The 26,654-nt window shown below is 44.3% G+C and carries 27 protein-coding genes; 11 read left to right on the plus strand and 16 right to left on the minus strand.

Features of this window, described 5'->3' with window-relative positions; genetic code table 11:
* Positions 1-393: 393 nt before the first annotated feature.
* Entirely contained in the window at positions 394-2,052 is a 1,659-nt protein-coding gene (locus ACTIE0_RS04450; protein WP_006670054.1) for an alpha/beta hydrolase, read from the plus strand.
* A gap of 1 nt (position 2,053) precedes the next feature.
* Here ACTIE0_RS04450 and ACTIE0_RS04455 read toward each other — a convergent pair whose 3' ends face one another.
* The 3 genes from ACTIE0_RS04455 to ACTIE0_RS04465 all read right to left on the minus strand — a co-directional run bounded on the left by ACTIE0_RS04455 (position 2,054) and on the right by ACTIE0_RS04465 (position 4,368).
* Positions 2,054-2,818, minus strand: a complete 765-nt coding sequence (locus ACTIE0_RS04455) for a peptidylprolyl isomerase (RefSeq protein WP_006622419.1) — start codon at positions 2,816-2,818, stop codon at positions 2,054-2,056.
* A gap of 122 nt (positions 2,819-2,940) precedes the next feature.
* On the minus strand, positions 2,941-3,738 hold the full coding sequence (locus ACTIE0_RS04460; RefSeq protein WP_006622418.1) for a TIGR00297 family protein: 798 nt from the start codon (positions 3,736-3,738) through the stop codon (positions 2,941-2,943).
* Between the two features lie 6 nt (positions 3,739-3,744).
* A complete protein-coding gene (locus ACTIE0_RS04465; protein WP_006670055.1) occupies positions 3,745-4,368 on the minus strand; it encodes an esterase/lipase family protein in 624 nt (207 codons plus the stop codon).
* 202 nt (positions 4,369-4,570) lie between these two features.
* Here ACTIE0_RS04465 and ACTIE0_RS04470 point away from each other — a divergent pair, with 202 nt between their 5' ends.
* Positions 4,571-5,008 (plus strand): hypothetical protein, encoded by a 438-nt coding sequence (locus ACTIE0_RS04470; RefSeq protein ID WP_006622415.1) that lies wholly within the window; start codon positions 4,571-4,573, stop codon positions 5,006-5,008.
* Here ACTIE0_RS04470 and ACTIE0_RS04475 read toward each other — a convergent pair whose 3' ends face one another.
* The gene (locus tag ACTIE0_RS04475) at positions 5,009-5,335 is read right to left on the minus strand and encodes a hypothetical protein (protein WP_006622414.1); all 327 of its coding nucleotides are present in this window, start codon (positions 5,333-5,335) and stop codon (positions 5,009-5,011) included.
* Between the two features lie 551 nt (positions 5,336-5,886).
* Here ACTIE0_RS04475 and def point away from each other — a divergent pair.
* Complete coding sequence (def, locus tag ACTIE0_RS04480) at positions 5,887-6,450, plus strand: peptide deformylase (RefSeq protein ID WP_006670056.1); 564 nt, start codon at positions 5,887-5,889, stop codon at positions 6,448-6,450.
* 46 nt (positions 6,451-6,496) lie between these two features.
* A complete protein-coding gene (locus ACTIE0_RS04485; protein ID WP_006622411.1) occupies positions 6,497-6,697 on the plus strand; it encodes a hypothetical protein in 201 nt (66 codons plus the stop codon).
* A 53-nt stretch (positions 6,698-6,750) separates the two neighbouring features.
* Here ACTIE0_RS04485 and ACTIE0_RS04490 read toward each other — a convergent pair whose 3' ends face one another.
* From ACTIE0_RS04490 to groES, 11 genes are all read right to left on the minus strand, one after another.
* Positions 6,751-7,134, minus strand: a complete 384-nt coding sequence (locus ACTIE0_RS04490; RefSeq protein ID WP_006622410.1) for a hypothetical protein — start codon at positions 7,132-7,134, stop codon at positions 6,751-6,753.
* Between the two features lie 10 nt (positions 7,135-7,144).
* Positions 7,145-7,663, minus strand: a complete 519-nt coding sequence (gene ruvC / locus ACTIE0_RS04495) for a crossover junction endodeoxyribonuclease RuvC (protein WP_006622409.1) — start codon at positions 7,661-7,663, stop codon at positions 7,145-7,147.
* Between the two features lie 45 nt (positions 7,664-7,708).
* A complete protein-coding gene (bchI, locus tag ACTIE0_RS04500) occupies positions 7,709-8,866 on the minus strand; it encodes a magnesium chelatase ATPase subunit I (protein ID WP_006670057.1) in 1,158 nt (385 codons plus the stop codon).
* A complete protein-coding gene (locus tag ACTIE0_RS04505; protein WP_369299234.1) occupies positions 8,847-8,978 on the minus strand; it encodes a hypothetical protein in 132 nt (43 codons plus the stop codon). The genes bchI and ACTIE0_RS04505 overlap by 20 nt, the downstream gene beginning before the upstream one ends.
* On the minus strand, positions 8,978-11,539 hold the full coding sequence (locus ACTIE0_RS04510) for an exonuclease domain-containing protein (protein WP_006670059.1): 2,562 nt from the start codon (positions 11,537-11,539) through the stop codon (positions 8,978-8,980). Before ACTIE0_RS04510 ends, ACTIE0_RS04505 begins: the two co-directional genes overlap by 1 nt.
* 282 nt (positions 11,540-11,821) lie before the next feature.
* Complete coding sequence (locus tag ACTIE0_RS04515) at positions 11,822-12,121, minus strand: hypothetical protein (protein WP_006670060.1); 300 nt, start codon at positions 12,119-12,121, stop codon at positions 11,822-11,824.
* A 102-nt stretch (positions 12,122-12,223) separates the two neighbouring features.
* The gene (locus tag ACTIE0_RS04520) at positions 12,224-12,973 is read right to left on the minus strand and encodes an alpha/beta fold hydrolase (RefSeq protein WP_006670061.1); all 750 of its coding nucleotides are present in this window, start codon (positions 12,971-12,973) and stop codon (positions 12,224-12,226) included.
* 38 nt (positions 12,974-13,011) lie between these two features.
* Positions 13,012-13,179 carry a hypothetical protein gene (locus tag ACTIE0_RS04525; protein WP_164468737.1) on the minus strand — a complete coding sequence of 56 codons (168 nt, stop codon included), beginning with the start codon at positions 13,177-13,179 and terminating at the stop codon, positions 13,012-13,014.
* 133 nt (positions 13,180-13,312) lie between these two features.
* Positions 13,313-14,341 (minus strand): chlorophyll a/b binding light-harvesting protein, encoded by a 1,029-nt coding sequence (locus tag ACTIE0_RS04530; protein ID WP_006622403.1) that lies wholly within the window; start codon positions 14,339-14,341, stop codon positions 13,313-13,315.
* 338 nt (positions 14,342-14,679) lie between these two features.
* Positions 14,680-16,317 (minus strand): chaperonin GroEL, encoded by a 1,638-nt coding sequence (gene groL / locus ACTIE0_RS04535; protein WP_006622402.1) that lies wholly within the window; start codon positions 16,315-16,317, stop codon positions 14,680-14,682.
* 110 nt (positions 16,318-16,427) lie between these two features.
* Positions 16,428-16,739: a co-chaperone GroES gene (gene groES / locus ACTIE0_RS04540; RefSeq protein ID WP_006618364.1), complete on the minus strand. Its 312-nt coding sequence runs from the start codon at positions 16,737-16,739 to the stop codon at positions 16,428-16,430.
* Positions 16,740-17,066: 327 nt separating this feature from the next.
* Between groES and ACTIE0_RS04545 the strand changes: the two genes are divergently transcribed.
* The 5 genes from ACTIE0_RS04545 (at position 17,067) to ACTIE0_RS04565 (ending at position 21,716) form a co-directional block, all read left to right on the plus strand.
* The gene (locus tag ACTIE0_RS04545; protein WP_035759984.1) at positions 17,067-17,519 is read left to right on the plus strand and encodes a (2Fe-2S) ferredoxin domain-containing protein; all 453 of its coding nucleotides are present in this window, start codon (positions 17,067-17,069) and stop codon (positions 17,517-17,519) included.
* A 165-nt stretch (positions 17,520-17,684) separates the two neighbouring features.
* Positions 17,685-18,335 (plus strand): response regulator transcription factor, encoded by a 651-nt coding sequence (locus tag ACTIE0_RS04550; RefSeq protein ID WP_046319061.1) that lies wholly within the window; start codon positions 17,685-17,687, stop codon positions 18,333-18,335.
* Between the two features lie 682 nt (positions 18,336-19,017).
* On the plus strand, positions 19,018-19,539 hold the full coding sequence (locus ACTIE0_RS04555) for a LabA-like NYN domain-containing protein (RefSeq protein WP_006618367.1): 522 nt from the start codon (positions 19,018-19,020) through the stop codon (positions 19,537-19,539).
* Positions 19,540-19,572: 33 nt separating this feature from the next.
* Entirely contained in the window at positions 19,573-21,189 is a 1,617-nt protein-coding gene (locus ACTIE0_RS04560) for a 2-isopropylmalate synthase (protein ID WP_006622399.1), read from the plus strand.
* 137 nt (positions 21,190-21,326) lie between these two features.
* Entirely contained in the window at positions 21,327-21,716 is a 390-nt protein-coding gene (locus ACTIE0_RS04565; RefSeq protein ID WP_006622398.1) for a hypothetical protein, read from the plus strand.
* A 593-nt stretch (positions 21,717-22,309) separates the two neighbouring features.
* Here the strand turns inward: ACTIE0_RS04565 and ACTIE0_RS04570 are convergent.
* On the minus strand, positions 22,310-23,350 hold the full coding sequence (locus ACTIE0_RS04570; RefSeq protein ID WP_006622395.1) for a glycosyltransferase family 2 protein: 1,041 nt from the start codon (positions 23,348-23,350) through the stop codon (positions 22,310-22,312).
* 101 nt (positions 23,351-23,451) lie between these two features.
* Here ACTIE0_RS04570 and tilS point away from each other — a divergent pair, with 101 nt between their 5' ends.
* Positions 23,452-24,486, plus strand: a complete 1,035-nt coding sequence (tilS, locus tag ACTIE0_RS04575; protein WP_006670896.1) for a tRNA lysidine(34) synthetase TilS — start codon at positions 23,452-23,454, stop codon at positions 24,484-24,486.
* Positions 24,487-24,511: 25 nt separating this feature from the next.
* Positions 24,512-26,635, plus strand: coding sequence for a glycogen debranching protein GlgX (gene glgX, locus ACTIE0_RS04580; protein ID WP_008056456.1), 2,124 nt, complete (start codon positions 24,512-24,514; stop codon positions 26,633-26,635).
* Positions 26,636-26,654: the final 19 nt, after the last annotated feature.

A 26,654-nucleotide genomic window follows, 5' to 3' on the forward strand; every position in this document is an offset into this window, starting at 1 on the left:
TCCCAGAAAGGGAGAGGGACTTTGTAATACATTGCCCTCACCCTACACCTCTCTCCCAGAAAGGGAGAGGGACTTTGTAATACATTGCCCTCACCCTACACCTCTCTCCCAGAAAGGGAGAGGGACTTTGAGAGGTGATCAGATGATTTCTGAACAGGCTGTAATATTCTGGATTATGATAGAATCAGGGTTGTAGGCTTTATTTTCGGATAAGGACACAATAAGCCCTTGGTAACGATTTATTGGAGGATACCACAACCCCCATAATCTCGTCAACTATTTGCGAGGCATTATCAATAAAAATGTATCAATTCTTAACAATACTTTAAAATTTAAATCGATTCGGGTTGATATATTAGCGAAAGTTATTAGATTATGGATTAATTGGAATTTATGGCTGTGGCTGGTAAATGGTTTTCGTCTGTATGGCAAATATTTGGGGTGGGTTTATCTTCTGCAATTTTGAGTGCGATCGCATCAGTAAGCCCCGCTCACAGCGCGGAGGAGATGATCATATCCTATGGTATAGCAAACACCTCAATTTCCATAGCTGAACTGGAAAAATTTGTCGAGTCTGGGGAGAGTACACCGCTTTTATTTGTGTATGGTTATTTACTGAATATCGAAGACCCGGAAGGATTAAGAAGAGGTTTAAAATCCCCTTTTGAAGCGAGTCCTTGGAGTATAGATCGGTTTTTAAATTCGCCAACAGGAGAAACCATTTTGCGGCGCATGGGTAGAGTGGTGAATACTGGAGACGGCGAAAATGGTTATATGGCTCTAAAAACAGCGATCGCTCAAGCCTCTAAACGTCCAGAAGGTCTAACGATTATGGGTATTCTCCAGGAGTTTCCTGACCCTCAAATTCGCATTGATTTAGATTTTAGTATCGATTTGATCAACGAAACAACTCAGGTGTTATTTAGAGATCAGACAATTATCGAGCAAATCTCACAGCAGAGGTCGGCGGAAAATAGTGCTAACCGGAGACCGCAACAAAGATTCACCATTCCTAACCCCCGGACTATGGGACCCTATAGCTGGACAGAAGCAGAGGTAGTATTTTTCAATCCTAATCGCGATCGCCCTTCGCCACTGTTTTTATACTTACCGGAAAATATAGACAGACCCGCCCCCCTAATTATTATTTCCCACGGGTTAGGGTCAGACCCAAAAACCTTTAGCTATTTAGCCGAACATCTCGCCTCCCATGGTTTTGCGGTAGCCATTCCCGAACATATCGCCACCAGTGCTAATCGTTTTGAAGGATTTTTACAAGGTTTCGAGGAACCTCCTAACCCTTCAGAATTTGCCGCGCGCCCCACAGATATTAGTTATTTACTAGACTTACTGGAACAAAAATCAGCTTCTGACCCATTTTGGCGAGAAAGGCTAGATTTGCAAAATGTTGGCGTAGTTGGTCAATCTTTTGGGGGGTATACGGTGTTAGCCTTAGCGGGAGCGAAATTGAACCCCCAGATACTGAGCCAGTATTGTCCTGATCTTCCCAATCGGCGCATTACCCTCAATTTATCAATTATCCTCCAATGTCGAGCTTTGGAAGTGGCTTTAGAACGTCAGAACTTTCGGGACCCTAGAATTAAAGCAGCGATCGCTATTAATCCCTTTAGCAGCTTAGTTTTTGGTGAAAGGGGAATGGCTGCTATTAATATCCCAGTGGCGATCGTATCAGGAACCAATGATTATATTACCCCAGCCATTGCAGAACAAATTGAGCCTTTCACCTGGTTAACCAACTCTGACAACATCCTAGTGTTATTTGAGGGAGGGACTCACTTCTCCTTTTTACAAGAAGAGGGGGGACAATTACCCATCCCCCCAGAAATTATTGGTCCTGACCCCAACTTCGCTTATCCCTATTTAAAAGCACTCAGCCTGACGTTTTTTAACCTACATATTCGCCGAGAGTTAGATAACCGCAATTACTTAAATGACGCTTATCTAAATACTATAGGTTCCAGCCTGTTTCAGATGACCATTTTGGAGGAGTTGACTCCTGAACAACTGCAAAGGGCTTTCCCACAGCCCTAAATTAATCACCAATTTGCATTTTCACAGTCAGGGTTTTTAGTTGTTCATTCATCCAGCGATCGAACAATTCATCCTGCAACTGTTTTTTAATGCCTTTGGTTTCCAAAGTCACGTCGATAAATTCTTCAATTCTGAACAAACACCAGCGCCCTTCGACTTCAAAAGGTCCGATAATTTGACCCACCTTAGCCCCTTCAATGGTAGATTTTAAGGTATCTGGTAATGTGGCTTTACTTACGGCTCCCATCATGCCATTAACCCGGCGTTCTGTGGTGAGAGAATATTCCCGCGCTAAGGCTTCAAAACTTCCTTCTCCCGAGGCAATTTTGCTTTTTAAACTTTCAGCCATTTCATAGTCATCAACCACAATTCGTGACAGGACTACGGAATCTAAAAACGGTTTGCGTTCTTGGAAATATTCCTCCAAATTCTCTTTAACTACTGCGAGTTTGAGAGTTTCTCGTTTAAACCCATTAGAAACCTGGTCATGAAAACTTTTATAGGTCAAGCGGTTTTCATCGAGCCAAGTTTGGAAGGCTTGGGGGTCGCTGAGATTACGTTCCAGGCGGAAATTAATCACGGCTTGCTCAATGGCGGCTGCATTGGAGTTAACTTCATCCCGAGATTGCAGTTCTTTATCAATTACATATTGCCTGAGAATATTAGCCAGAAAATCCTGCAACTTGCCGGAATTTTGGAGATATTGTAATGATTGACTCAGGGTAAGAGAGTCGTTATCATTAATGGTCAAAAATGGTTGAGACATAGGTAAAAGTAATTTGAACGTGGTTGTTAATCTAACTGGAGTATACACCCCAGATGAGGTCTACCCCTAATATAGCAATGATCTGGGATTTGGGTATGCTAATACTGAGCTAATCTGGGGGTTTAAAAGTGAATCGGGAGTTGAAAATAGACAACTGCTAACACGATAGCAACGATCGCCCCGATTAGGGTATTGATAAAATTGACGACTTCATTGGTGAGCCACCCCACCTGATTTTGCCAAGTGGCTCCGATCAGGCTTTCTAGGTTAGTAGCGACAAACGCTGCTATTATACACCATAACAGCCCCATGGCATCAATTAAACCCACTGACCAGCCCACCATAGCCATGGCTAGGGATGCTACCACACCAGCCACAGTTCCTTCTAGGCTGATAGCGCCCTCTGTACCGCGCGGCACTGGCTGCATGGTAGTAATTAAGAAAGTTCGTTTTCCATAGGCTTTACCGACCTCTGAGGCACAGGTATCAGAGAGTTTAGTGCTGAAACTGGCAACATATCCCAACATCAGTAAAGGTGTGGCGATCGCAGTTATGGGACTATCAACCATCAGCCCCCTTAACCCCCAAATTCCCAAAGCACAAAGCGCCGCAGTTAAGGCAGATCCCCAGACATTTTCCGGTCCCCTAGCACCCGATCGCTTTTCGGCTATACCCGCCGCCTCTTTTTCAGCCATCCCAATGCGGGTCACTGCTGATCCGATCACGAAATAAAACCCCACCACCATATATCCGGGTCCTTGGAGACTTACCCAGACTAACACGCCTAAAATCCAAGCGTGTACAATACCAGAGGGGGTTAAGAGTTTTTTGGGTAGTAGGGCGACAATTCCCAATAGTAGGGTATTAATAGCGATCGCTGCTACCGCTGGATTCGATAATAATGATAGCTGTGGATACATAAGATTTTAAATCACTTTGCCTTGTTGGAATTTTAGAGCAGTTCTCAAAGCCTTCTCCACTGCTGCGATACAATTGGGATCTTTAACCATCCAAGCGTGTAGTGGCACATCAAGGATAATTTCCTCGCCCAAATTTAGGTGTGAACTGTTCGCCGGAACAATCATCAGATCAAATCTAGTCCAGATTGAGGTAAAATTGAGGCGATCGAGCATTCCTATATTGTTATTCAAATCTAACAGTAGGGGGCTGTTGGCGCGCATTTGCGCCGCCGCTTGGGTTGGATAGAGGTTAGCTGTCATCGTTCCGTTATGGGGGGACGAAATGGTAATTAATCTTTGGACTCGTTCAATTCCCCCTAGCTTCTGTACATAGTAGCGACTGACAATTCCCCCCATACTAAAACCTACCAGGTCAAAGGGTTGATTGGGGGCAAAGTTTTGATCAGCATATTCGACAATTTGCTCTGCTAGGCATTCTATGCCACTTAATCCGTAATTGGGACACAGGTTGAAGCTATGAACCTCCCAGCCTTTTTGTCTCAGATGCCTAGACATCACTTGGAAAATGGCGATCGTGTCGAAAATACCATGAATCAGTAAAACCGGATTAAGGGCTTGATTGTTCTTCATGTGGAAATTATGAGAATTTGTGAATAAGTGTAAACAATTATCTCAATTTTGCCTCTTATTGTCACAAATTACCCTCACTTGATGGGATTTTTGTAAAATTTTGTAAACAATTGTGGACAAACCTTGCAGATAATTTTAATCTGAAATTTAACTTGTTAGGCAATGAGTGTCAATTTTATAAAAACTGAACGGAGTAGGTTTAATGTTAGCCATTGGTAAACTGTTTGGGCGTGGTCAAAAATCTGATTATTTTTTAGAGTTTGATGAGGCTAAGGGAACCACCGCAGAACCGAGTCCAACTGTCGCCCCCAAAGCTGAAGCCCCCAAAGTAGAAGCCCCCAAAGCTGAAGCCCCCAAAGCTGAAGCCCCCAAAGCTGACAAGCCAGAAAAAACGAAGAAATCTGTAGCGAAGAAATCCCCAGAAGCAGCAAAAGCGGATGTACCTGCCACCCCAGCCCCGGCTGCTGTGGCTAAGGTAGCCCCATCGTCTGCGCCCCTAAATGGTGGTATGAACAAAACCCCGGAGGGTATGACATTTGCTACAGACTACTTACTTCCCAAGTCCACAGCGACCCGTCGTCGTCCCGGTCCCAACATGAATATGTTTAGGGATATGGCGCGTCAGATGTCCTCGAAATAATTAGTATCGATCGCAATTGACATTAGCAATAATCGTGTCATAGGACAAAAGCTGGAAATTGATCGAACCTTGGTCTGTCTTAACTGATATCAAGTTTTTGGGAATGTTGAGGGTAACTTGGTGATAACCCCAAACCCTCATCTGCTTGATCACCTCGCCAGCTTTACAACCAATAAACCGTTTAAGTTCTTGGCTACTAGGGACGTAGTTAAGGGAGTTTTGCTGCTTATGTTCAACGGGTGATGGGTTGTTGGGGTATGCACAGGTGGGGCTGTTGATTAGATCGCTTTTTTGTCTTAGGTGAGCAAAATAGGTGAGAGATGCCATGTCTTAATCTCCTGAGAATGAGTTGAGGAAGATTTTTAGCTTATTACCTAGGATGGAGAATTACAGAGATGCAGTCAATGGGGACTCCAGCCAGAATCTGAATTGTCTACTCTCTAGGTCAAGCTGTGAAAGTTCACCCACGAGGCTAAAAACAGGAGGAGGTACACTGTGAAACCCCCTAGCAAATGGTGGAGCAAGAATATCCCCCCTGTTTTGAGGATATCTAGTTACCGAATATCACCCGGTCAGGTGATGTCAAAATAGTCGGGAACTGATACATTAACAACTGAGATGCTACGAATAGGTGAGTTATCCATCAGCCGCAAGCTGGTGGATTTTTTGATCCAGAGTCAATTATCGCCATAAAAGACTTAAACGTAAACCGATTTGGCTCAAATACAGGAAAACTTAGCAAAAATTTAATTATTGGGGGTGATTGAGAATCTTAGCCAGGATACTGAGATCCAATATGTAGCGATCGCTCTCCCAAACCCCGATTGCGATCTAAAATCAAATATGAATAAGTGTTAACGAAAGCGAGTAAGGATTTCATGACGTCTCAAGTTCTGGTGGAAAAGCAAAAGTTAGAAAAACCCCCCCTGGATATTCACTATTTGGGCGATCGCGTTTTGCGACAGCCAGCCAAACGGGTTTCGCGCATTGACGATGAAATTCGGCAACTGGTGCGGGAGATGTTACAAACCATGTATAGTGCCGATGGTATTGGTTTAGCCGCTCCCCAAGTAGGGGTACACAAACAGGTAATCGTGATTGACTGCGAACCTGATAATGCAGCGACTCCCCCCCTAGTGTTGATTAACCCCACCATCAAAAAGTCAAGCCGCGAGTTATCACCTTTCCAGGAAGGATGTTTAAGTATTCCAGGGGTTTATATGGATGTAGTCCGCCCAGAAGAGGTAGAAGTTACCTTTAAGGATGAAAACGGCCGTCCTCGGAGCATATTGGCTACGGAGTTACTTTGTCGAGCCATTCAACATGAAATCGATCACCTACAGGGGGTGTTATTTGTCGATCGCGTTGACAATCAATTAGCCCTGAATGAGGAATTGGCTAAATATAAGTTTTCTCCGAAAGCAGTCAAGCCGGTTAAATAGCACGATTACACTCAACAAGTTAAATAATGTGGGGTCAAAACTGATCATGGTTGGAACGCCAAAAAGTGGTTTATTATTAGCCGGATCGTGTATTACAGCGATCGCCGCCGTTGGTTCAATTTTTGAACTTTCCTCTGGGGAACCGGAATTAGGGGGATTAATCACAGGGGTGATTCTAGCCTTGAGTATACCCCTATCAGTGCTACTATTTTGGGCAGCGGTTCAAGATGCCCGCGCCAATCAGTAGACCAACACGCCAAAAGACCGTAGGGTTAAGGCTCTACGGTCAGTATTTATCAGTTAAATTTTTTTGTATTTTAAAGGCTCACAAAATTGTTCAACCCCAGTTTTTAACACATAAATAACCACGGGAGTGACCAGTAGTGGCGGGCATTGATTTTGGTAAATTAAATGAGCGACTATCGGGGCTATATTGGACTGTAATAAATCCTCTTGATAGCTAGGTTCACAGATAGTAACTCGGTGGCGCTTGGCTAAACCATCAAGCCAATTTTCCGATGTAGTGGGAGATTGACCGACATTAATCGCCATAGAAATCGCGGCATCTTCGATATCACCCTCGCAGTCTTCAATCATATCTAAGGCTTGTAATGCCGAGGAATATTCAGCCAATTGGGAACGAAATTGAGCAATTTCTTGAGAAGTCAGAATGAGATTAGACATAGATTATCAATCAGCTTAAAATTGAATCGGAAACCCGATCATGATCAAACCAAGTCGCCAAAGCGATCGCCAAAGCATCCGCCGCATCATCCGGTTGAGGTATCGCCTGTAAGTTTAACTCCCTGGCTACTGCCTCTTGCACCTGATATTTCTTAGCATTACCATATCCGGTTAATGCCTGTTTAATCTGAGCCGGGGTAAACTCAAATATAGGAAGGTGTCGTTGAGCCAAAACCAACAGCAAAACCCCCCTAGCTTGAGCAACTGCGATCGTATTTCCCATGCGGTAAAAAAACAATTTTTCGACACCGACAAGATCCGGTTGCCATTGTTCGAGTAGGGTATGGAGGTCAGCATAAATAGTTTGTAGGCGATCGCCCAGGGGTTGATTAGCCTCAGTTTGAATCGCCCCAAAGTCCATCACCGAGAACAAAGACCCTCCCCTAGCTTCTTCGCAAGTGTGACATTCAATAATCCCAAACCCCAAAGTTGCTAGACCGGGGTCCAACCCCATAATCCGAACCACCATAACCCGATACGGTAACACAGGCAAAGTTGCCTGTGATGTTGTTAACTAATTTTGATCCGGTTCGGGTAATCCAAACACTTGGCGAAACACCTTCTGGACTTTGTTTCCAGAATCAATAGACTCCAATGGATCTTTCCGTAGTCGGTGGCGCAGACACAAAGTAATCACCCGACCAATATGGTCAACAGTGACCTCTGTAGCCCCTTCAAACGCAGCTAAAGCCTTCGCCGCCCTGTTAGTGACAATATCTCCCCGCAGTCCATCTACATCTAATTCTGAGCAGACCTGAGAGATTTTCACCCGCAGATCATAATCAATATTAATCCCCGATAGTCTCTCTTGGGCTTCTACTATGCGCCGTTGTAGTTCTTCCTGGGATAGTTGATACTCTCCTAAGAACTCCGGCGGGTTTTGGTCAAAGGCTGTCCGCTGTTCCACAATTTTGACTCGCAGACTAGGTTCTTTCACCGTGCGAATTTCCGCGTGCATTCCAAAACGGTCTAATAATTGGGGTCGCAATTCCCCTTCTTCTGGGTTTCCTGAACCCACCAGGACAAAACGCGCCGGGTGGCGGATAGAAATGCCTTCTCTTTCCACCGTATTCCAACCACTGGCGGCGGAGTCTAGTAGGACATCGACTAGGTGATCGTCGAGAAGGTTTACCTCGTCAACGTAGAGGATACCCCTATTGGCTTTGGCTAATAGTCCCGGTTCAAAGGCTTTTACCCCTTCAGCCAACGCTTTTTCAATGTCAATGGTTCCACAAACCCGATCTTCTGTCGCCCCTAGGGGTAGGTCGATCATTTGTACCTTGCGACGGGTCACCGGGATGGCTTCGGATAAACTCATGCGTTCTCGGACCCCATCACTCATCAGTTCAGGATCGCTGGGGTGACTGTTAAAGGGGTCGTCGGCTATGACCTCTATTTCTGGTAGCAGGTCAGCTAGGGCGCGAATGGTGGTCGATTTACCTGTACCTCGATCGCCCATAATCATTACGCCGCCGATCTTGGGGTCAATCACGTTCAGCAGCAGGGCTAATTTCATTTCTTCTTGACCAACGATCGCCGTAAAGGGAAAAACGGCGCGACGGCTGGTTTGGGATATTTTGGCTGTATCAGTTGTGACGGCTGTTGGACTCACAATTGTTTCTCTAGTTTCCGGTATACCGTTTTCTATTGTCTCATATTGGGGCGATCGCATAGCGTGCTAATTCAGACCCCTTGCTGTTTGTCATTGATACCCACCCCCCGCCGCGCCACTGGTCCGACCATTTTTTCAGGAAGTGGGGCGATCGCTTCCCCCATTCTACCATTAACTCAGGCACTTAATCAACCAATAATCTGGCAGTTTCATCGACAAAAAATCAACTATATCTTCCAGAGTTATCCCTACAGCAAACTCGCGATTTTCCCAATCAATAATCGCTTGATATATACACTCAAAACAAATGCGATCGCTCCTATCCATAATCACATATTCCCCATGGTTAACCGCATCAAGTATCTGAATTTCTCGCAGACCAACATCTCCCCTTATCGGCGGTTCCACAGCATCCCGCATTAACCGAAACCGCATTTTTTTATGAGCAAGAGCCAATCGATTAAAATTTTTAATTCTCCCAGTAAACGCACTCCCTGAACCATGCAAAAATGCCAGCACATAAGTTTGTTGACCTGTTTTAATACACAAATGCTCTGGTATTTTTCGCTGTCCAAATGACAGTTGTTCAACCTTCAGCGGATATCGGTTATTAAATGCCGAAACAATCGCCATTAGTTTACCCACATCATCCGTATCACTAATAACGCGAGGTTTATCATAGTCCTTTTCCCATTGGTTTAACAGGTTCTGCCAATATTCATCTAATTGCAAATCGACCAATTTTTCCGATTCCGCATCAGCTTTTATGGCAATTTCCGGCTCTATAGGTCGCCCTTCCGTCGCCTTTTCCTGTCTCTCTTCTTCAGGCAAATCCTCCAAATCTAATTCCAGTTCCTCCGTTTCCGGTAGTTGCTGTTCCGGGGGAGATAGAGTCAGATTATCGAAGGTTTTAATCACCTCTTGTACCGCTTGATAAAGTCCTTGTAATTGCTGTTTAAACTGCACCGCCTCCACTGTGATAGCCTTCCGGGGTGCAATAATTGGCGGTAGGGGAACACCCTGCACCTTATGGCGGAAGTAGTCAGAAGCACGTTTGATAACTGCGCGAATTGAGGGTTGATTGACAATTTCTGTGAGTTCCTTTTTCGTAAACAGCACTTCAATATCAACCGTAGCGTGGGGGGAATTAGTTTCAATTTTCAGTTGACAGAGAGTTTTGAGTAATTGATGCAGTTGTGCTTTAGATGGTCTTCCCAATGTCACCACAGACTGAGAAACACGGTCTATCACTGAACCATCAAATTGTTCTTGAAAACGCTCCCAACGGTCAGGAAAGAAATTCAGAATAATTAAGCTATTCGGAACGTGGGTTAAAATTTCCTTCACCGTCGAACCGAAACTTTCTAAGGTTGATTGGTGACGTGCTTCAAATAGGGACTCCAGTTGGTCAAAAATTAAAATCAGCGGTTCATCTAATAGGGACAGTTGACCTAGGGTTTTGATAGCTTCTAGGGCAAATTCTTCCCGGTTAAAATCTTCCCCCCAGGGTTTTAATCCCACCTGGTTTAATTCTTCCGAGAAGTCAGCATCTCCATTCCCAGATAACCAATAGCGCACTAGGTTTTTTCGGTTAACTTCCGTATACCTACAGAACCGTATAATCCCTATTAAGACTTGGGAACTGTAGTCCGTGGAGAGTCCATATTTAGCCCGCCACCACCCTAAAATTTTATTTTCTATCGCATCCCAATTTTTGCGATAGCGGTCTGTTCCCGGTTGTCCTACCCGTTCATATAGCGATAGGTTATCATCCTGTAGTTTAGCGATCATTAGTCTACCTTTTTCGCTATTTACCCAGTCAGTTTGGCTCAGGATATTGACAAAACTTTTCGCAAAAAACTGTTCGAGTTGCGTCAGCTTCTTCTGGGTAATTTCTTCCGAAAATGATTCTAGGATTCTCGTATATGTATGGTAGTTCACCGCCTCAGCATTAGTCGGGTGGCGGATAAAAAATAGGCGGTTTGTCTTCAGGACTTGTTGAGCCAGTCGCATCATTAAATGGGTTTTACCAGAACCCGGTCCTCCCAAAACTATGGCTCCTTGGCTTTGATGGTTGGGGGATTCTTTGATTTCATGAATTACGGCTTTCAGTGTGTCAAATTGATGGCTGTAAATATCAGCATAGTCCGGGTGATATTCAAAGGGTGTATTAACTCGGATACTGCTGAAAGGATTAGGGGTATTCTGGTATAGTTGGGCAATATTTTCAGACATTTTGGGTGATTTTAATGGGTTTAAATAACGATAAAGTTTGTAAGTAAATTGTGCATCATAACTAGCACGGTGAGCATAGCGATCATCAAAGCGATCGCCATTTAATCGCAGGTCTAAGGTTTTACATAAATAACTTAATCCATAGTCGGGAAGGTTTGGTAACTGCTGTTTGGCTAACTTACAGGTACAGATAAATTGATAATTAGGATAGGGAATTGCTACTTGTTCAAAACTGCGCTCTAATATCCTTTGATCATGTTCAGCATGATGGCAGATTATTACTTGATTATGGCACAGATTATCGACTTGTTTAACTATATCTAGCAGTGTGGCAATGTTCAGCCTAAATGTCGGTTCTGGATGGTTTTTGGCAACAAATGCTTGATAGCAAATTGCTCCCTGATTATCCACCATCGCCACTTCGGTTAAGCTGTTTTTTCCTTCCGTATCTAATACAATAAACGAACTTGTATTTAGGTGGTAGTTATCCCTGATCATGTAAAGTATGGATAATTAGATTTTGGTTTAACCTATTTCTCCCGGTCTCTGATTTTTCGCCAAGGGTTAATTATATGCCTTCACTGGCATTGTCAGCACTCAAAATTTACAATCCTTAATAATTCGGGACGATACCACAGTTTTAAGATTTCCTCAAAAATTCCCCAAGCTGCCGTTATGACAGCAAAAAAGGGAATTGAGGCTCAATGCCCATTTCCCTAGAGTTAGAGTCAAGTCAGGGGCGATCGCCAAAAATCCTCAACACCCGACTATGCTGGTATGTTATTTTTCTAAAGGTGGTCGGTTCCGCGCCGGACCGGTGTTTAATTCAAAATCTCTACAATTAATTGCTTCTTCTGATAAGGCTTTACAGGGATGAACGGTACATTTTAAGCGATAGTCTCCCGTAAAAAAAGCGCAGCGACTACAGGGAATATCATGGAGTTTTTTTACATTTTTTAATCCATCTTTTATCGCGACAATACACGAGTAAATAAATCCCATCAATGTCATGAATATAAACAATGGAAATATGGGATTAATGGGCAAATAGTTAATTGGTGTTAATGCGGGTTCAGTCATGATTATCTCCTGGGTAAAATTGAGGTGAATTGTGTCAGCACAATCTTTGCTGTAACTGTAATCAGTTCAGGCATTCTAAGGAAAATTAGTCGATTATGTTATTCAGTCATAAATAAGAGAATCGGCGGGGCAGATAACATCTGAAGATTTCAGGAGATTATCCCAAAAATTAACAATAGTCTCACCGACTTTTTGGGGGTCAAAATAATGGCAAAAATAGCGACCATTTGGACATTGCCAAAGGCGATCGCATGGTTTAAAAACCCTTGACCACCCCTGCCATAAATTCTGGTCAATAACCACATCATGTTCGCCTCTACATACCAGCAAAGGAACCTGGACACCACCAGGAGAAAAACTGACCCGTTTATATAAAGTATGGGGAGACAGGGAACTAATCATATCCTCTTTCAAAATACCAATCAATTTTTTAGTAATGGGAGGACATTGAAAACCAAAGAGGTTATAAACTGTTTGAGTTAACAGTTTTTGTTGACTACAATTGAGAAGTTGTCGTTGTACATAATAATGAGCCTGCCAATCAACAGACGGATAAAACCCCACAGAAATTAAAGTAAGCGATCGCACCATTTCTGGATGTTGACGAGCATATAATAACCCCAACAATCCACTCATACCATGTCCAATTAAATGCACAGGATAATCACAATTTTTGAGATAGTTATGGAGCCAAATTAATGGCGTATTAAATGACAGCGGTTCATCCAGACTCAGATAATACTTATATTGGCTAAGATAAGCAGATTGAGACAAAAAATTTAAGCAGGGTTGGTTAAACTCTTGGAAAGCAGGACTGACATTTAACCACACTGCATCATGTAAGACAGCCATGAATTTCTCCTAATGATATTTCCGGGCAATTGTATCGATTAATGAGGGCAGGTCGGGGAGTGCTTTTCCGAATAACTAGCCTCAAATAAGAGTCGGTCAAGAGTTTCTGAAGCTGGCAAAGTCAGGCGACAATTTTGGCATTGCCAATATAAGCCATGATGGCTACAATGTAGCAGTAATTCTCCCGAACAACAAGGACAATTCATTTAACCTATTTCCATTGGCGAAAGGATATGATACCAGGGGGGGGAAATAATCTCTAATCGAGTAGTGGATGAGTCAATAGATATCCAGAGATGAAACTGACCCACCCACCCGTCTAGGGGGACTTGCTCAGACTTAAACTTCGATAGAGTTTAAAGCTCGTTCAACCCGACGAAAATCAAATCCCAAGGCTCTCAGAGCGTGCCAAAGATGTCCTTGGAGGAAGAAGAATGCTAAGAAGAAATGAGCATTAGCTAACCAACAGCGGGGGGTATGAGCGCCCATTGGTAGGACTGTTGTATCTGCAAAGTAAGGCGCAATTCCGAGTTTAATATCCAGAGGCGGACCGTAGAACTCCACAGGATAAGCCAAAGTATTGACCGCGCAGAAATAAGCCGCCACAAAACCCGCTAAAGCAATGCCACCCAAGGAATAAGACAGGATAGCTTCTCCTGAAAAAATCAGGACTTTTTTCGCCCATTTGAGGGGGGGAACTAAGATATGCCAAACACCGCCAGCGATGAGCATCACCCCTACATAAATATGACCCCCAACCAAATCTTCAAGATTATCGATAGTGGCAAAATGGGTTTGATAGCCATAGATAGTTGCGGGGTTAAGGGTAGGTTCTGTTACCAGACGGACGGTTTGAGTGGCTGCATCATACAGTCCGCCAAAATACATAGCTTTGGCGACTAGCAATAAGGCTCCCATACCTAAAAACAGTAAGTGATGCCCTAAAATTAAGCCCAACTGTTTTGGGTCTTCCCAGTCAAAATGAAATTTCTGGGCTTGACCCTGGGCGGTTTTTAAATCTTCGGGTGCTTTGAAGGTGTGAAATAGCGCTCCCGCACCTAATACCGCTGAGGAGATTAAATGAACGGCTCCCACCACAAAGAAAGGGTAAGTATCTACCACTTGTCCACCATCCCCGACACCTAATCCCAGGGTGGCTAGGTGAGGTAGCAGAATTAGCCCTTGTTCTCCCATGGGTAGGGTGGGGTCGAACCAGGAAACCTCAAACAGGGTAAAGGCTCCAGCCCAAAATGCAATTAAGGCTGATTGAGCAACGTGGGCGGCAATAAATAGCCCAGACAGGTTAGCAAAGCGCGCATTACCCGCCCACCAGTCATATTTTACGGTTGGATTTTCGTAAGTCTGCATAGTGCTACAACGTTATACATCTTCCCAGCTTATTGCATAAGTATCTCAATAAGCTGTTAAGCCTTATTGTAAATAACTTTCAATAAAATGCAAGTTAAGTTTTGTTACGAATAGCTATAAGCCATATATATCAGGACTTTTAGCCAAATAACCTTAGATATTGGCTTAAATTTATTATCAATAATCAATAATATGGTGAATAACTAAAAGTATTAATTATCAATTAAGGTGGCCAGAGACAAAAAAAGACCCCGATAGTATCGGAGTCCCTGGTTTTTGATTAAGGGGGGCCAACCCAAAGGCAGCCCGAAACCTTAACCTATATCCTAACTTAAATCTTAGTAGTCGAAGTCGCCACCCATGCCAGCGCCTGCGGGAGCCGCGTTGTCTTTGGGTTCTGGCTTGTCAGCGACGATACACTCGGTAGTTAACACCATGCCAGCGATAGAAGCGGCATTTTGGAGAGCAGAACGAGTCACTTTAGCGGGGTCAACAATACCAGCCTCGAACATATTGACATATTCGCCATTAGCTGCATTGTAGCCCACATCAAAGGATTTTTCTTTCACCCGTTCAGCAACCACAGCGCCATTTTCGCCGGCATTTTCAGCGATCCGTTTCAGGGGAGACAACAGAGCGCGAGCCACAATCATAGCACCAGTGAGAGCCTCACCAGTCAATTGATTGCTACTTGCCCACTCTTCGACCTGGGGAGCCAAGTGAGCGAGAGTTGTACCACCGCCGGGAACAATTCCTTCCTCAACAGCAGCTTTGGTGGCGTTGATGGCATCTTCCAGGCGCAGTTTGCGATCCTTCATTTCGGTTTCAGTAGCAGCACCAACTTTGATAACTGCTACGCCACCAGCCAATTTAGCGAGACGCTCTTGTAGTTTCTCTTTGTCATAGGAAGACTCGGTTTCTTCCATTTGACGGCGTAGCTGCTCACAACGAGCTTTAACACCAGCTTCGTTACCTTCAGCGACAATGGTGGTGTTGTCTTTGGTGATGGTGATGCGGCGAGCTTTACCAAGCATATCAATCTTGGTGCTTTCCAGTTTCAGACCAGCATCCTCAGTGATGACTTGACCACCGGTGAGAACTGCAATATCTTCTAACATGGCTTTGCGGCGATCGCCAAAACCAGGAGCCTTAACAGCAGCCACATTCAGCACACCCCGCAGGCGGTTAACCACCAGGGTAGCCAGAGCTTCTTTTTCGATATCCTCAGCAATAATTAACAGAGGACGACTAGCGCGCGCTACTTGTTCGAGAACCGGAACTAAATCCTGAACCAAGGTAATTTTCTTATCGGTGAGCAGGATATAAGGCTCATCGAGGATAGCTTCCATGCGCTCGGTATCGGTAGCGAAGTAAGGGGAGATATAGCCCTTATCAAAGCGCATACCTTCGGTGATTTCCAGTTCGGTAGTCATGGACTTACCTTCTTCGAGGGAAATCACACCCTCTTTACCCACTTTGTCCATGGCTTCAGCGATCATCTGACCAACTTCTTCGTCGTTACCAGCAGAGATGGTACCAACTTGAGCGATCGCTTTAGAATCTTCCACAGGGCGAGCGTGTTCAGCAATTCTGTCTACCAAGAAAGCTGTCGCCTTATCAATTCCCCGTTTCAGTTCAATGGGGTTAGCTCCGGCTGCTACGTTCCGCAGTCCTTCTTTAACCATGGCATGAGCTAGAACCGTTGCAGTGGTGGTTCCATCTCCCGCCGCATCATTGGTTTTAGAAGCCGCTTGACGAATTAGGGCTACACCAGTATTCTCAATGTTATCTTCGAGTTCGATTTCTTTGGCGATCGTCACCCCGTCGTTAACGATTTGGGGTGCGCCAAATTTCTTTTCTAGGACTACGTTACGGCCTTTGGGTCCGAGAGTAACGGCTACGGACTCAGCCAAGATGTCCATACCACGTTCGAGGGCGCGACGAGCATTTTCGTTGTATATAATACGTTTTGCCATAGGTTCCTATTTCAGTTGCTATTCGGATACTACAAAGGACTGTCAATCAGTTTTGACACGCTAGCGACCCACAGAAGAGTCAAAATGTGGGATAATGATTAGTTATCGGTTTAGTTGACGATCGCCAGGATGTCTTTTTCAGCCAACAGGACGTATTCATCGCCGCCGAGTTTGATATCAGTTCCGGCGTATTTGGAATACAGAACTTTGTCGCCGACTTTGACTTCCATTTCGCAGCGGGAGCCATCATCATTGCGTCGTCCCGGTCCAGCGGCTACGATTTCGCCAACCTGGGGTTTTTCTTTAGCGGTGTCCGGCAGCAGAATTCCGCCTGCAGTTTTTTCTTCTGAAGCACTGACCTTAACGAACACACGCTCGCCAAGGGGTTTAACCGTAGAAACACTAAGAGAGACAGCAGCCATTCAATTACCTCCTATTTTCAAACACTGTGCTGAGAGTTAACAGCATTTAGACCCCACTTAGGGAAACTGTCTCAAGTTTGCCCATCTCGGTCGGATGTCCATCTGATGTTTTTAGCACTCTCAACCTCTGAGTGCTAATTTACCTAATCGAGTAAGGCGATCGCAACAGCATCAACTGTACGGGTTTCCGAACCGATCCGGTAGTGAAAAGTGAAAATAGCCAAAAACTTATGGGTGAGTGTGAACTTGCCAATGTTTCCCGTGTCTTCGGTATAATGGATGATTGGGTCTCAGGTATCATTATCCAAGCATATTATCCGTAACTTTATGATTGAACATCCCCAAAACCCAGAACCGGAAACTAACAACCCCGAGTATTGCGAGGGAGGGTCTCTAGCAGTCACGGTTAAGAACCTAGGTTTATCGCAAATTCAACGTCACATATTCCTATGCGCTGACCAAACCAACCCGAAATGCTGCTCGAAGCCAGCCAGTATCGAATCTTGGAATTATCTCAAAAATCGGCTCAAAGAACTAAACCTAGACCGTCCCACAGCGGACCATCCCGGTTGTATATTTAGAACCAAAGCCAATTGTTTGCGGGTGTGTTGTCAAGGGCCAATTTTAGTAGTATATCCAGATGGTGTTTGGTACAGATCCGCCACTCCCGAAGTGATTGAACGAATTATTCAAGAACACCTAATCGGGTCTACTGTTGTAGAGGAGTACGCCTTTCTCACCCACCCATTAAGTTTATCGGAATTAGAAAATCAAAGTTGAGCATCAACTTGATCATGATTATCGGGTCAGGAGTCCCATTCTAACTATAGTCGTTTAATTTTCGGATATGATAGACAAAAACACCTATCAACTGCTGCACCTAGTAACTTTTACGAAATTGTTAACAGTACCCCAATCAGATCAGATCTCCAACGGAACAGTCAGATGAACGAAAATACTGTCGCACCGGAACCAAGGCGACTTATGCTAGTAGACGATGATCCTAACCTCGTGATTTTGATCAGCGATTATCTGGAATTGCGAGGATATCAAGTCACCATTGCCGAAAATGGTCAAAAAGCCCTCGAAAAACTGGAAGAGGAAGTGCCAGAATTAATAATTTGTGACATTATGATGCCGGAGATGGATGGCTATACCCTAGTCAAGCTAATCCGGGAAAATGCCCAATTTGGTTGGATTTCGGTAATTTTCCTATCTGCGAAAGGACAAAGCGAAGACCGGGTTAAAGGCCTCAATACCGGGGCTGATGTGTATATGGTCAAGCCTTTTGATCCAGAAGAACTAATGGCTCAGGTAGAGTCATCTCTGCGACAAACTGAACGCCTGACCCGATATCGTAAATCCGTAATCGAAGCCTCGCAAAAAATTAGAGTTCGCGAGGGGGTGGAGTTGACCCCAACTGAGTTAAAGGTGGTTGAGTTGGTAGCCAAGGGGAAGGGAAACCGGGAAATCTCCAAAATTATGGAAGTCAGCCAGCGGACTATTGAAAGCCATATCAGTAATATGTTAGGTAAAACTGGACTTCATAACCGCACCCAACTAGCTCGCTGGGCTTTGGAGAGTCAAGAAATTTAGGGGTTTTCTGCTTAGTAGGGCGATCGCCCGCGCCAGGAAAGCACACAACACTGTATACTATTATGAGGGTCATAATCGGACTTCTATATTTTAAATTGAGACCAGAAAACACTACTATTAGTCAGTTTCAGCCAAAGCGCCGCCCATGCTACGAATGTACCAGTTAGGTATTTCGTCAGTTAGTGGCGTTTGTGGTGTCCAGTCATCAGTCCAGTATGGCATTATTACCTACCACAGAAATCACTCGGTCGCACTGGCTATATCTTAGACCTTGATGGCTCGCTGACTAACTTTAGCAGTAAGATACTACTGTGGCTCGCTGTTGGTCTGGCTTTAACTAAACTCCTGAAGATCATAACCGCCATTGAAAGGAGGGTAAGATCGGCTAGTAGTGATTTCAATTGCAGCTAATATAATCAAAGGTGAAACTCAGGTGAAACTATCGTGAAATTAGGATATTGAACAGCCAATATGATATTTTTATATGGTTCTGACAACTCGAAAATTAGGGTTTTGTTAGCCTATTGGAGGATAGTAAAACCTAGGCATAGGTTGGATTATAGGCTCTGATATGACATATCAATTTTGTCATAAATTCGGGTTAAACTTAGTGAGTATTCACGTGCTAAGATAAAGTATCTAGTTTAAATTCTTTACTACAAATATTAGGTCTTTAGTTTGTATGCCTAACTTGAGAAACCGTCTATCTATTTTTGTGGACGGTAACAATATGTTCTACGCTCAACAAAAAAACGGCTGGTTTTTTGATCCCCGAAGGGTTTTGGACTATTTTAAACATGAACAAGCCGATCTGATTTTTATTAATGCTTTCTGGTACACGGGACTCAAAGACCCTCAAGACCAAAGGGGGTTTCGGGATGCCTTGATTAGCCTAGGATATACAGTCCGCACCAAAATCTTAAAAGAATACTATGATGATAGTTCAGGTAGGTATTCTCAAAAGGCAAATCTGGACATTGAAATTGTGGTCGATATGTTTAATACGGTAGATCAATACGATCGCGTAGTGTTGTTTAGCGGAGATGGTGATTTTGAGCGAGCTATTGAGTTGCTACGTTCTAAAAATACTCATATCACCGTAGTTTCCACAGAAGGAATGATTGCGAGGGAACTACGCAACGCTACCGATCGCTATATAGATCTTAACGACATCCGAGACCAGATTGAGAAAATCGACTATTAAGTTAAACTGTTGACTATGGGAGGATTTACACCAATGACCATTCAACCTCACCCAGATCGGGTAATTATTTTTGATACTACCCTACGGGACGGAGAACAATGCCCAGGAGCCACCTTAAACGTTGATGAAAAGCTAGTAATCGCTCGACAACTAGCGCGTTTAGGGGTAGATGTTATTGAAGCCGGGTTTGCGATCGCCAGTAGCGGAGACTTTGAAGCTGTACAACGCATTGCGGAAACCGTAGGAACCGAAAACGGTCCGATTATATGTAGTCTCGCTCGGTCTGTCAAAGCTGATATTGAAGCGGCGGCTAAGGCTCTGAAACCGGCGGCTCATCCCCGCATTCATACTTTTATTGCTACCTCTGATATTCACCTGAAATACAAACTCAAAAAAACTCGCCAGGAAGTCCTAGACATCACCAGCGAGATGGTAGCCTATGCTAAATCGTTATGTCAGGATATCGAATTTTCTCCAGAGGACGCTGGACGGTCTGACCCCGAATTTCTCTATCAAGTTTTAGAAAGAGCGATCGCGGCTGGTGCGACAACAGTTAATATTCCCGATACCGTTGGCTACACCACCCCCTCAGAATTTGGAGGTTTAATTCGCGGAATTAAGGAAAACGTCCCCAATATTGATCAAGCCATCATTTCCGTCCACGGTCACAACGACCTAGGGTTGGCGGTGGCCAACTTCCTAGAAGCCGTTAAAAATGGCGCACGACAACTCGAATGCACCATTAATGGTATCGGAGAACGCGCCGGAAATGCAGCCCTAGAAGAGCTAGTTATGGCCCTCCATGTGCGCCGACAATTCTTTAACCCCTTCTTTGGTCGTCCGGCTGACTCAGAAGCTCCCATCACCAATATTAATACCCGTGAGATTTACAAAACTTCCCGTTTGGTATCTAACCTAACGGGGATGTTAGTACAACCTAATAAGGCCATTGTCGGTGCTAATGCCTTCGCTCACGAGTCGGGAATTCACCAAGATGGGGTTCTCAAAAATAAGCTAACCTATGAAATCATGGATGCTCAATCCATTGGATTGAATGATAACCTGATTGTCTTAGGTAAACATTCCGGCCGCCATGCCTTCCAAAATCGTCTACAGGAGTTGGGTTTTGACCTGTCTGATGATGAGATTAATAAGGCTTTTGTCCGATTTAAAGATGTGGCTGACAAGAAAAAAGAAGTCACTAACTGGGATATTGAAGCGATCGTTAATGATGAAATTCAACAAACCCCGGAATTGTTCCGCCTGGAGTTAGTACAGGTATCCTGTGGAAATAATGCTCGTCCGACTGCGACTGTTACCCTCAGAACTCCTCAAGGCCAAGAGTTGACTGACGCGGCTACGGGAACTGGTCCGGTGGATGCGGTTTATAAAGCTATTAACCGCGTGGTTAATGTTCCTAATGAGTTGATTGAGTTTTCTGTACAGTCAGTAACTGCGGGAATTGATGCGATCGGAGAGGTTACTATTCGCTTACGCTATCAAGGACGAGTCTTTTCTGGTCATGCTGCTAATACGGATATTATCGTAGCTTCTGCTCAGGCCTACATTAATGCTCTCAACCGCCTACAATCTTCCCTAGAACCCAACGCTAATCAGGTGGGCGATCGCCAATCTGTTGTTAGTGTTTAAAGGGCTAGTTTCCATGGGAGAGGGCTGGGGACAAATCCCCAGCCTCCCTTTTTGTCTGAAATACATTTCGGCAGTCCGTAAGTAAATGTTAAGCTAGTCAAAGTTCATTTATTGAAGTTGATATCGAAGAATCTAATATGTTATCTCAACCCATATTTGACGATCGCTCTCTCAGTCAGTCCTTTTATCAAACTCTGATTCAACGCTTCCCTAACTCTCTACACCAGTCAATTCAGGATATTTTAACCGAATGTCGCTTAGGTATGGCTCCGAGTCCAACGGGAGTCAAAACCTTTTTTATTATTGCTCCCTCTGTGTTAATTGGCGATCGACTTCTCCATCAAATTGATACTATTATCGACCGTGTGGCTGACCTCATGGGAGGTGTCGGACAAGTTGCTATTTGCATTCATCCCCCACAAGATATTAGCGATCAACCTACCACAGAAGTTAACTGCGATCGCTCTCCCCACACTCACCCACAATACATGATGTGTAAAATTTTCCCCGTCTTTATTAATAGTTAATAGGGAGGTCATGTAGGGGCGGGTTCCACCGTTAACTGCATCTGGGGGTGAGAGTATTAATCAACCCGCCCTTAACCCAGGGTTTCAGTATTAACTAGGTCTGGGGGTGAGAGTATTAATCAACCCGCCCTCCGGCTATAGCCAAATCATCAATTTTGGCATTAAGAAAAGGAACCATCATAGCATCAGCTTATCAGGTTTTGGTTAAATCTGTCAACTGGCTGCTGAAAAATTCTCGAAAATTCCCCGATTTAGATAAGTGATACAAATATTTTTCCCCGAATAATTTTGATATTCAAAAAATTGTTAATAATTGTTGCAAAATTTATGACAAATTATTCTCAATACTTGACGAGAGAATGGGGGTTCTGGTAGTTTTAGGGGAATAATAATCCAGGGGTTATTATGCAAAATTCGCAAAATATCGGCTAGAACCATGATTATCTCGTGATTTTGGGTAAGTTTTTGGGGTAAATTGGAGTTAGCCGATGCACGGGTTTTGGGGTAAATTAACCCTAGCCCCGCAGCCTGGTATTGACAAAATCCACTTTTTGTGTATAGAGGTTTTGGCAAGGATAGGGGCTATGATGGTGTTATAGGTCAGGCCGACCCAAAGTAGGACTATCAGGGGACTCAATTAACTCTCGTACTCGATAAATAGGGCGATCCTGAGACTCATGATAGGTCCGCATAAGTAACTCAGCCAATAGTCCAAAACACAATAATTGAATACCAGTTAATGTGAGCAAAACAGCCAACATTAATAGAGGTCTGTGTCCGATACTAGCGCCCAATACTAAGCGAAGGAAACTGAGATACCCTCCGGCGGTGATACCAAATAGTAAAAGCACAAAACCCAGCAGCCCAAAAACGTGCATAGGTCGGGTGAGAAAGGTTTTGATGAAAGCAATGGTAAATAAATCCATTAATACGCGAAAGGTGCGACCTAAACCGTACTTACTGCGACCATAGCGGCGAGGATGATGTCGCACAGGTAATTCAGTGACTCGCGCGCCTTCGATAAAAGCCAAAACGGGTAAAAAGCGGTGTAATTCTCCATAGAGTTTCAGATCATGGACGACTTCGGAACGATAGGCTTTGAGAGAACAGCCATAATCATGAAGTTGGACTCCGGTAATTTTACCGATTAACCAGTTGGCAATTTTGGAGGGAAGTAGGCGAGTTAAGAAGTCATCTTGACGATGTTTGCGCCAGCCACTTACTACGTCGTAACCCTTAGATAATTCTGTTAATAAATGGGGGATATCAGCGGGATCATTTTGTAGGTCTCCGTCTAGGGTGACAATGACTTGACCTTTGGCGTGGTTAAAACCGGCAGACATAGCGGGAGTTTGACCGTAGTTGCGACGGAGGATAATTACCCGTAGGTGAGGATTGGTTAAAACCTGTTGTTTGAGTAATTCGGCGGAACCGTCTGTAGAACCATCATCGATGCAAATTAATTCATAGGCGATCGCCGCATCGGTGAAACTCTGGTGAATAGAACTGATGATAGTCGGTAAACTTTCCAATTCGTTATAAACAGGTACGACTACGGAAACGGTGAAGCTGGTGTGCTGGTCTGACCTATCATCAACCCTGACGCTGCCAGATTTTCCTGGTAAAATATCCATTGGGTATATATGAGCGTTTAGCAATTCCTAGAAATCCTACAACATTCGGGGTATAGTTGACAGGGGAGTAAACCAATTGGTGCGGGTTCGTGGTTCGGTTGATGGCTAGTCAAACACCCTGGACTGATGTTCATGCTAAGGTACATATATCTCTGAGAAGCAGAAATCTTTTACCGTCTGGAGAGGGCCTGTTGGTGGCTGTGTCTGGGGGTCAAGATTCGATGTGTTTAATCAGACTATTATTAGACTTGCAAGAGAAATGGAATTGGCGAATTGCGATCGCTCATTGTGATCATCAGTGGCGGCGCGACTCGGTAGCTAATGCTGATTATATAGAACAGTTGGGGAAAATTTGGCAAGTCCCCTGTTACCGATTAACAGCCCCACAGATCCCAAAAACAGAAGCGGCGGCGCGGGAGTGGCGTTATCAAGTGTTGGGGGAAATTGCCCAAACTGATAATTATGGTTATGTAGTAACAGGTCATACGAAAAGCGATCGGGCGGAGACGTTATTATATAATCTAATTCGTGGTAGTGGTGCCGATGGATTAAGTTCTTTGGTGTGGAGTCGTCCTATATTCGGGAGGGAGACAGAAACAAAGCCAATATTAGTGCGTCCTTTACTAGAGATAACTCGTAAGGAAACGGGAGAATTTTGTCAACAGCGAGATTTGCCAATTTGGGAAGATAGCACTAATACAGATGTAAGTTATGCTAGAAACCGTATTCGACATCAACTGATACCAGAGTTGGAAAATAAGTTTAACCCCAAGGTTGAACAAGCCCTAGCCCAAACGGCGGAATTATTGCGGGCTGATGTAGAATATTTGGAACAACAAGCGGATGAATTATATAGGGTGGCTATAGCATCTGCACCGTGTAATAATGGCTATAGAGTAAATCGCCACCAATTAAAATCAGCCCCCTTAGCCCTGCAACGTCGGGTGATGAGAAGGCTTTTAGAGGAGGTACTGAGAAAAGGGACTAACTTTGAACAAATTGAAAAGCTGACCCGCTTAATTTCTGCCCCAAACCGATCGCAAAGTGATCCTTTTCCTGGTGGTGCGATCGCTCAAGTTGAGGGAGAATGGATCTGGTTAAAATTTCCGCCCCAAGTGGGTGATGAAGCTAATTAATCATTCACAACAGGAATTTTTCACGATGTATATACCTATTTGGCCGGGTAATGCTAAGACTAATGGTGCTACCTGGGACGGTAAAGGGACTAACTTTGCATTATTCAGTGAAAATGCCACAGCAGTTGAACTGTGCTTATTTGATAGTAAAGACCAAGAGACTCGCATTCCCCTAACCGAAGTAGAAAACTTTGTCTGGCATGGTTATGTACCGGGAATAGCCCCCGGTCAACGATATGGTTTCCGGGTGCATGGTCCTTTTGCACCGAATGAAGGGCATCGTTTTAATCCTCATAAACTGCTGATTGATCCCTATGCCAAAGCCTTGGATGGTGAAATTGGTTATGGTGAGGAGATTTTTGGCTATCGATGGGAAGATCCCGAATTAGATTTAGGCTATTCGGAATTGGATGATGCTCATTTAGTGCCGAAAGCAGTGGTTGTAGATGAGTCCTTCGACTGGGAAGATGATCAGCCCCTGGATATTCCCCAACATGAGACAATTATTTATGAAATGCACGTGCGGGGATTTACCAAACTACACCCGGATATCCCGGAAGAGTTACGGGGAACTTATGCGGGTTTGGGACATCCGGCGGCGATCGCCTATTTACAATCCCTAGGAATTACAGCAGTCGAATTGATGCCTGTTCATCATTTCCTATCTCAACCGGGACACTTGGTAGATAAGGGGTTAAGAAATTATTGGGGTTATGACTCAATTGGCTATTTTGCGCCACAGTATAACTATAGTGCTGACCCCACCCCTGGCAACCAAGTCCGGGAATTTAAGGAAATGGTAAAAGCCCTCCATGCTGGGGGTATCGAGGTCATCTTAGATGTTGTCTATAACCACACCGGAGAAGGCAACCATTGCGGTCCTACTCTATCCCTGCGGGGGATTGATAATGCTAGTTATTATCGGTTAGTGGAAGACGATCGCCGCTATTATATGGACTTTACTGGCTGCGGTAATTCCCTCAATGTTAGCCACCCCCAAGTTCTGAAACTGATTATGGATAGCCTCCGCTATTGGGTTTTGGAAATGCACGTTGATGGCTTCCGCTTTGACTTGGCCTCCGCTTTGGCGCGAGAACTCTATGAGGTCAATAGTCTCGCCGCCTTTTTTGATATTATCCACCAAGATCCGGTGCTTTCTAATGTGAAGTTGATCGCCGAACCTTGGGACGTGGGAGAAGGTGGCTATCAGGTGGGTAAATTCCCCCTGTTATGGTCTGAATGGAATGGCAAATATAGGGATACAGTCAGGGACTTCTGGCGCGGTGAGGATAGTTCTTTGGCGGAATTTGCTTATCGGTTAACTGGGAGTTCTGACCTGTACGAGGATAATGGACGACAACCCCACGCTAGTATTAATTTTGTTACCGCCCATGATGGATTTACTCTCAATGACTTGGTGAGTTACAACGAAAAACACAACGAAGAGAATGGGGAGGATAACAACGACGGGGAAAGCCATAACCGATCTTGGAATTGTGGGGAAGAAGGCGAAACAGATGATCCTGATATTTTGGAGTTGCGAAACCGCCAACGCCGTAATTTCTTGGTGACATTAATGTTATCCCAAGGAGTGCCCATGATGGTGAGTGGTGATGAGTTGGGACGCACTCAAAAAGGGAATAATAATGCCTACTGTCAAGATAATGAGATTTCTTGGCTAGATTGGGATCTACCTAAGTCTAATGCGACTCTTTTGGATTTTACCCGCCAGTTGATTTATTTCCGTCGCCAACATCCTATTTTCCGCCGCCGTAAGTGGTTTCAAGGACAAGCTATTCACGGATCTGGGGTTAATGATCTGGGCTGGTTTAATCCAGACGGCGGCGAAATGACTGAGGAACAATGGAATGCTGGATATGCTAAGGCGATCGCTGTTTTTCTTAATGGTGAGGAAATTCCCGCCCGTGGTCCCCAGGGTGAACGGGTGATGGATGATAGCTTTATACTATTATTTAATGCTCACTATGAGGAAATCGAATTTTTGTTACCAGAAGGTTTACAGGCTCGACATTGGCAAGTTATTATTGATACCAAAGAATCTTTATTGCTGCCAGAAGGACCCTATTACTCTGGTAATCAACCTATCCTAACTGAAGCGCGATCGGTGATCGTTATGCAAATGCGTTAGGAGTTGATGGAAAATTCGG

The sequence above is a fragment of the Limnospira sp. genome (assembly GCF_051859755.1).
Lineage (GTDB): Bacteria > Cyanobacteriota > Cyanobacteriia > Cyanobacteriales > Microcoleaceae > Limnospira > Limnospira fusiformis.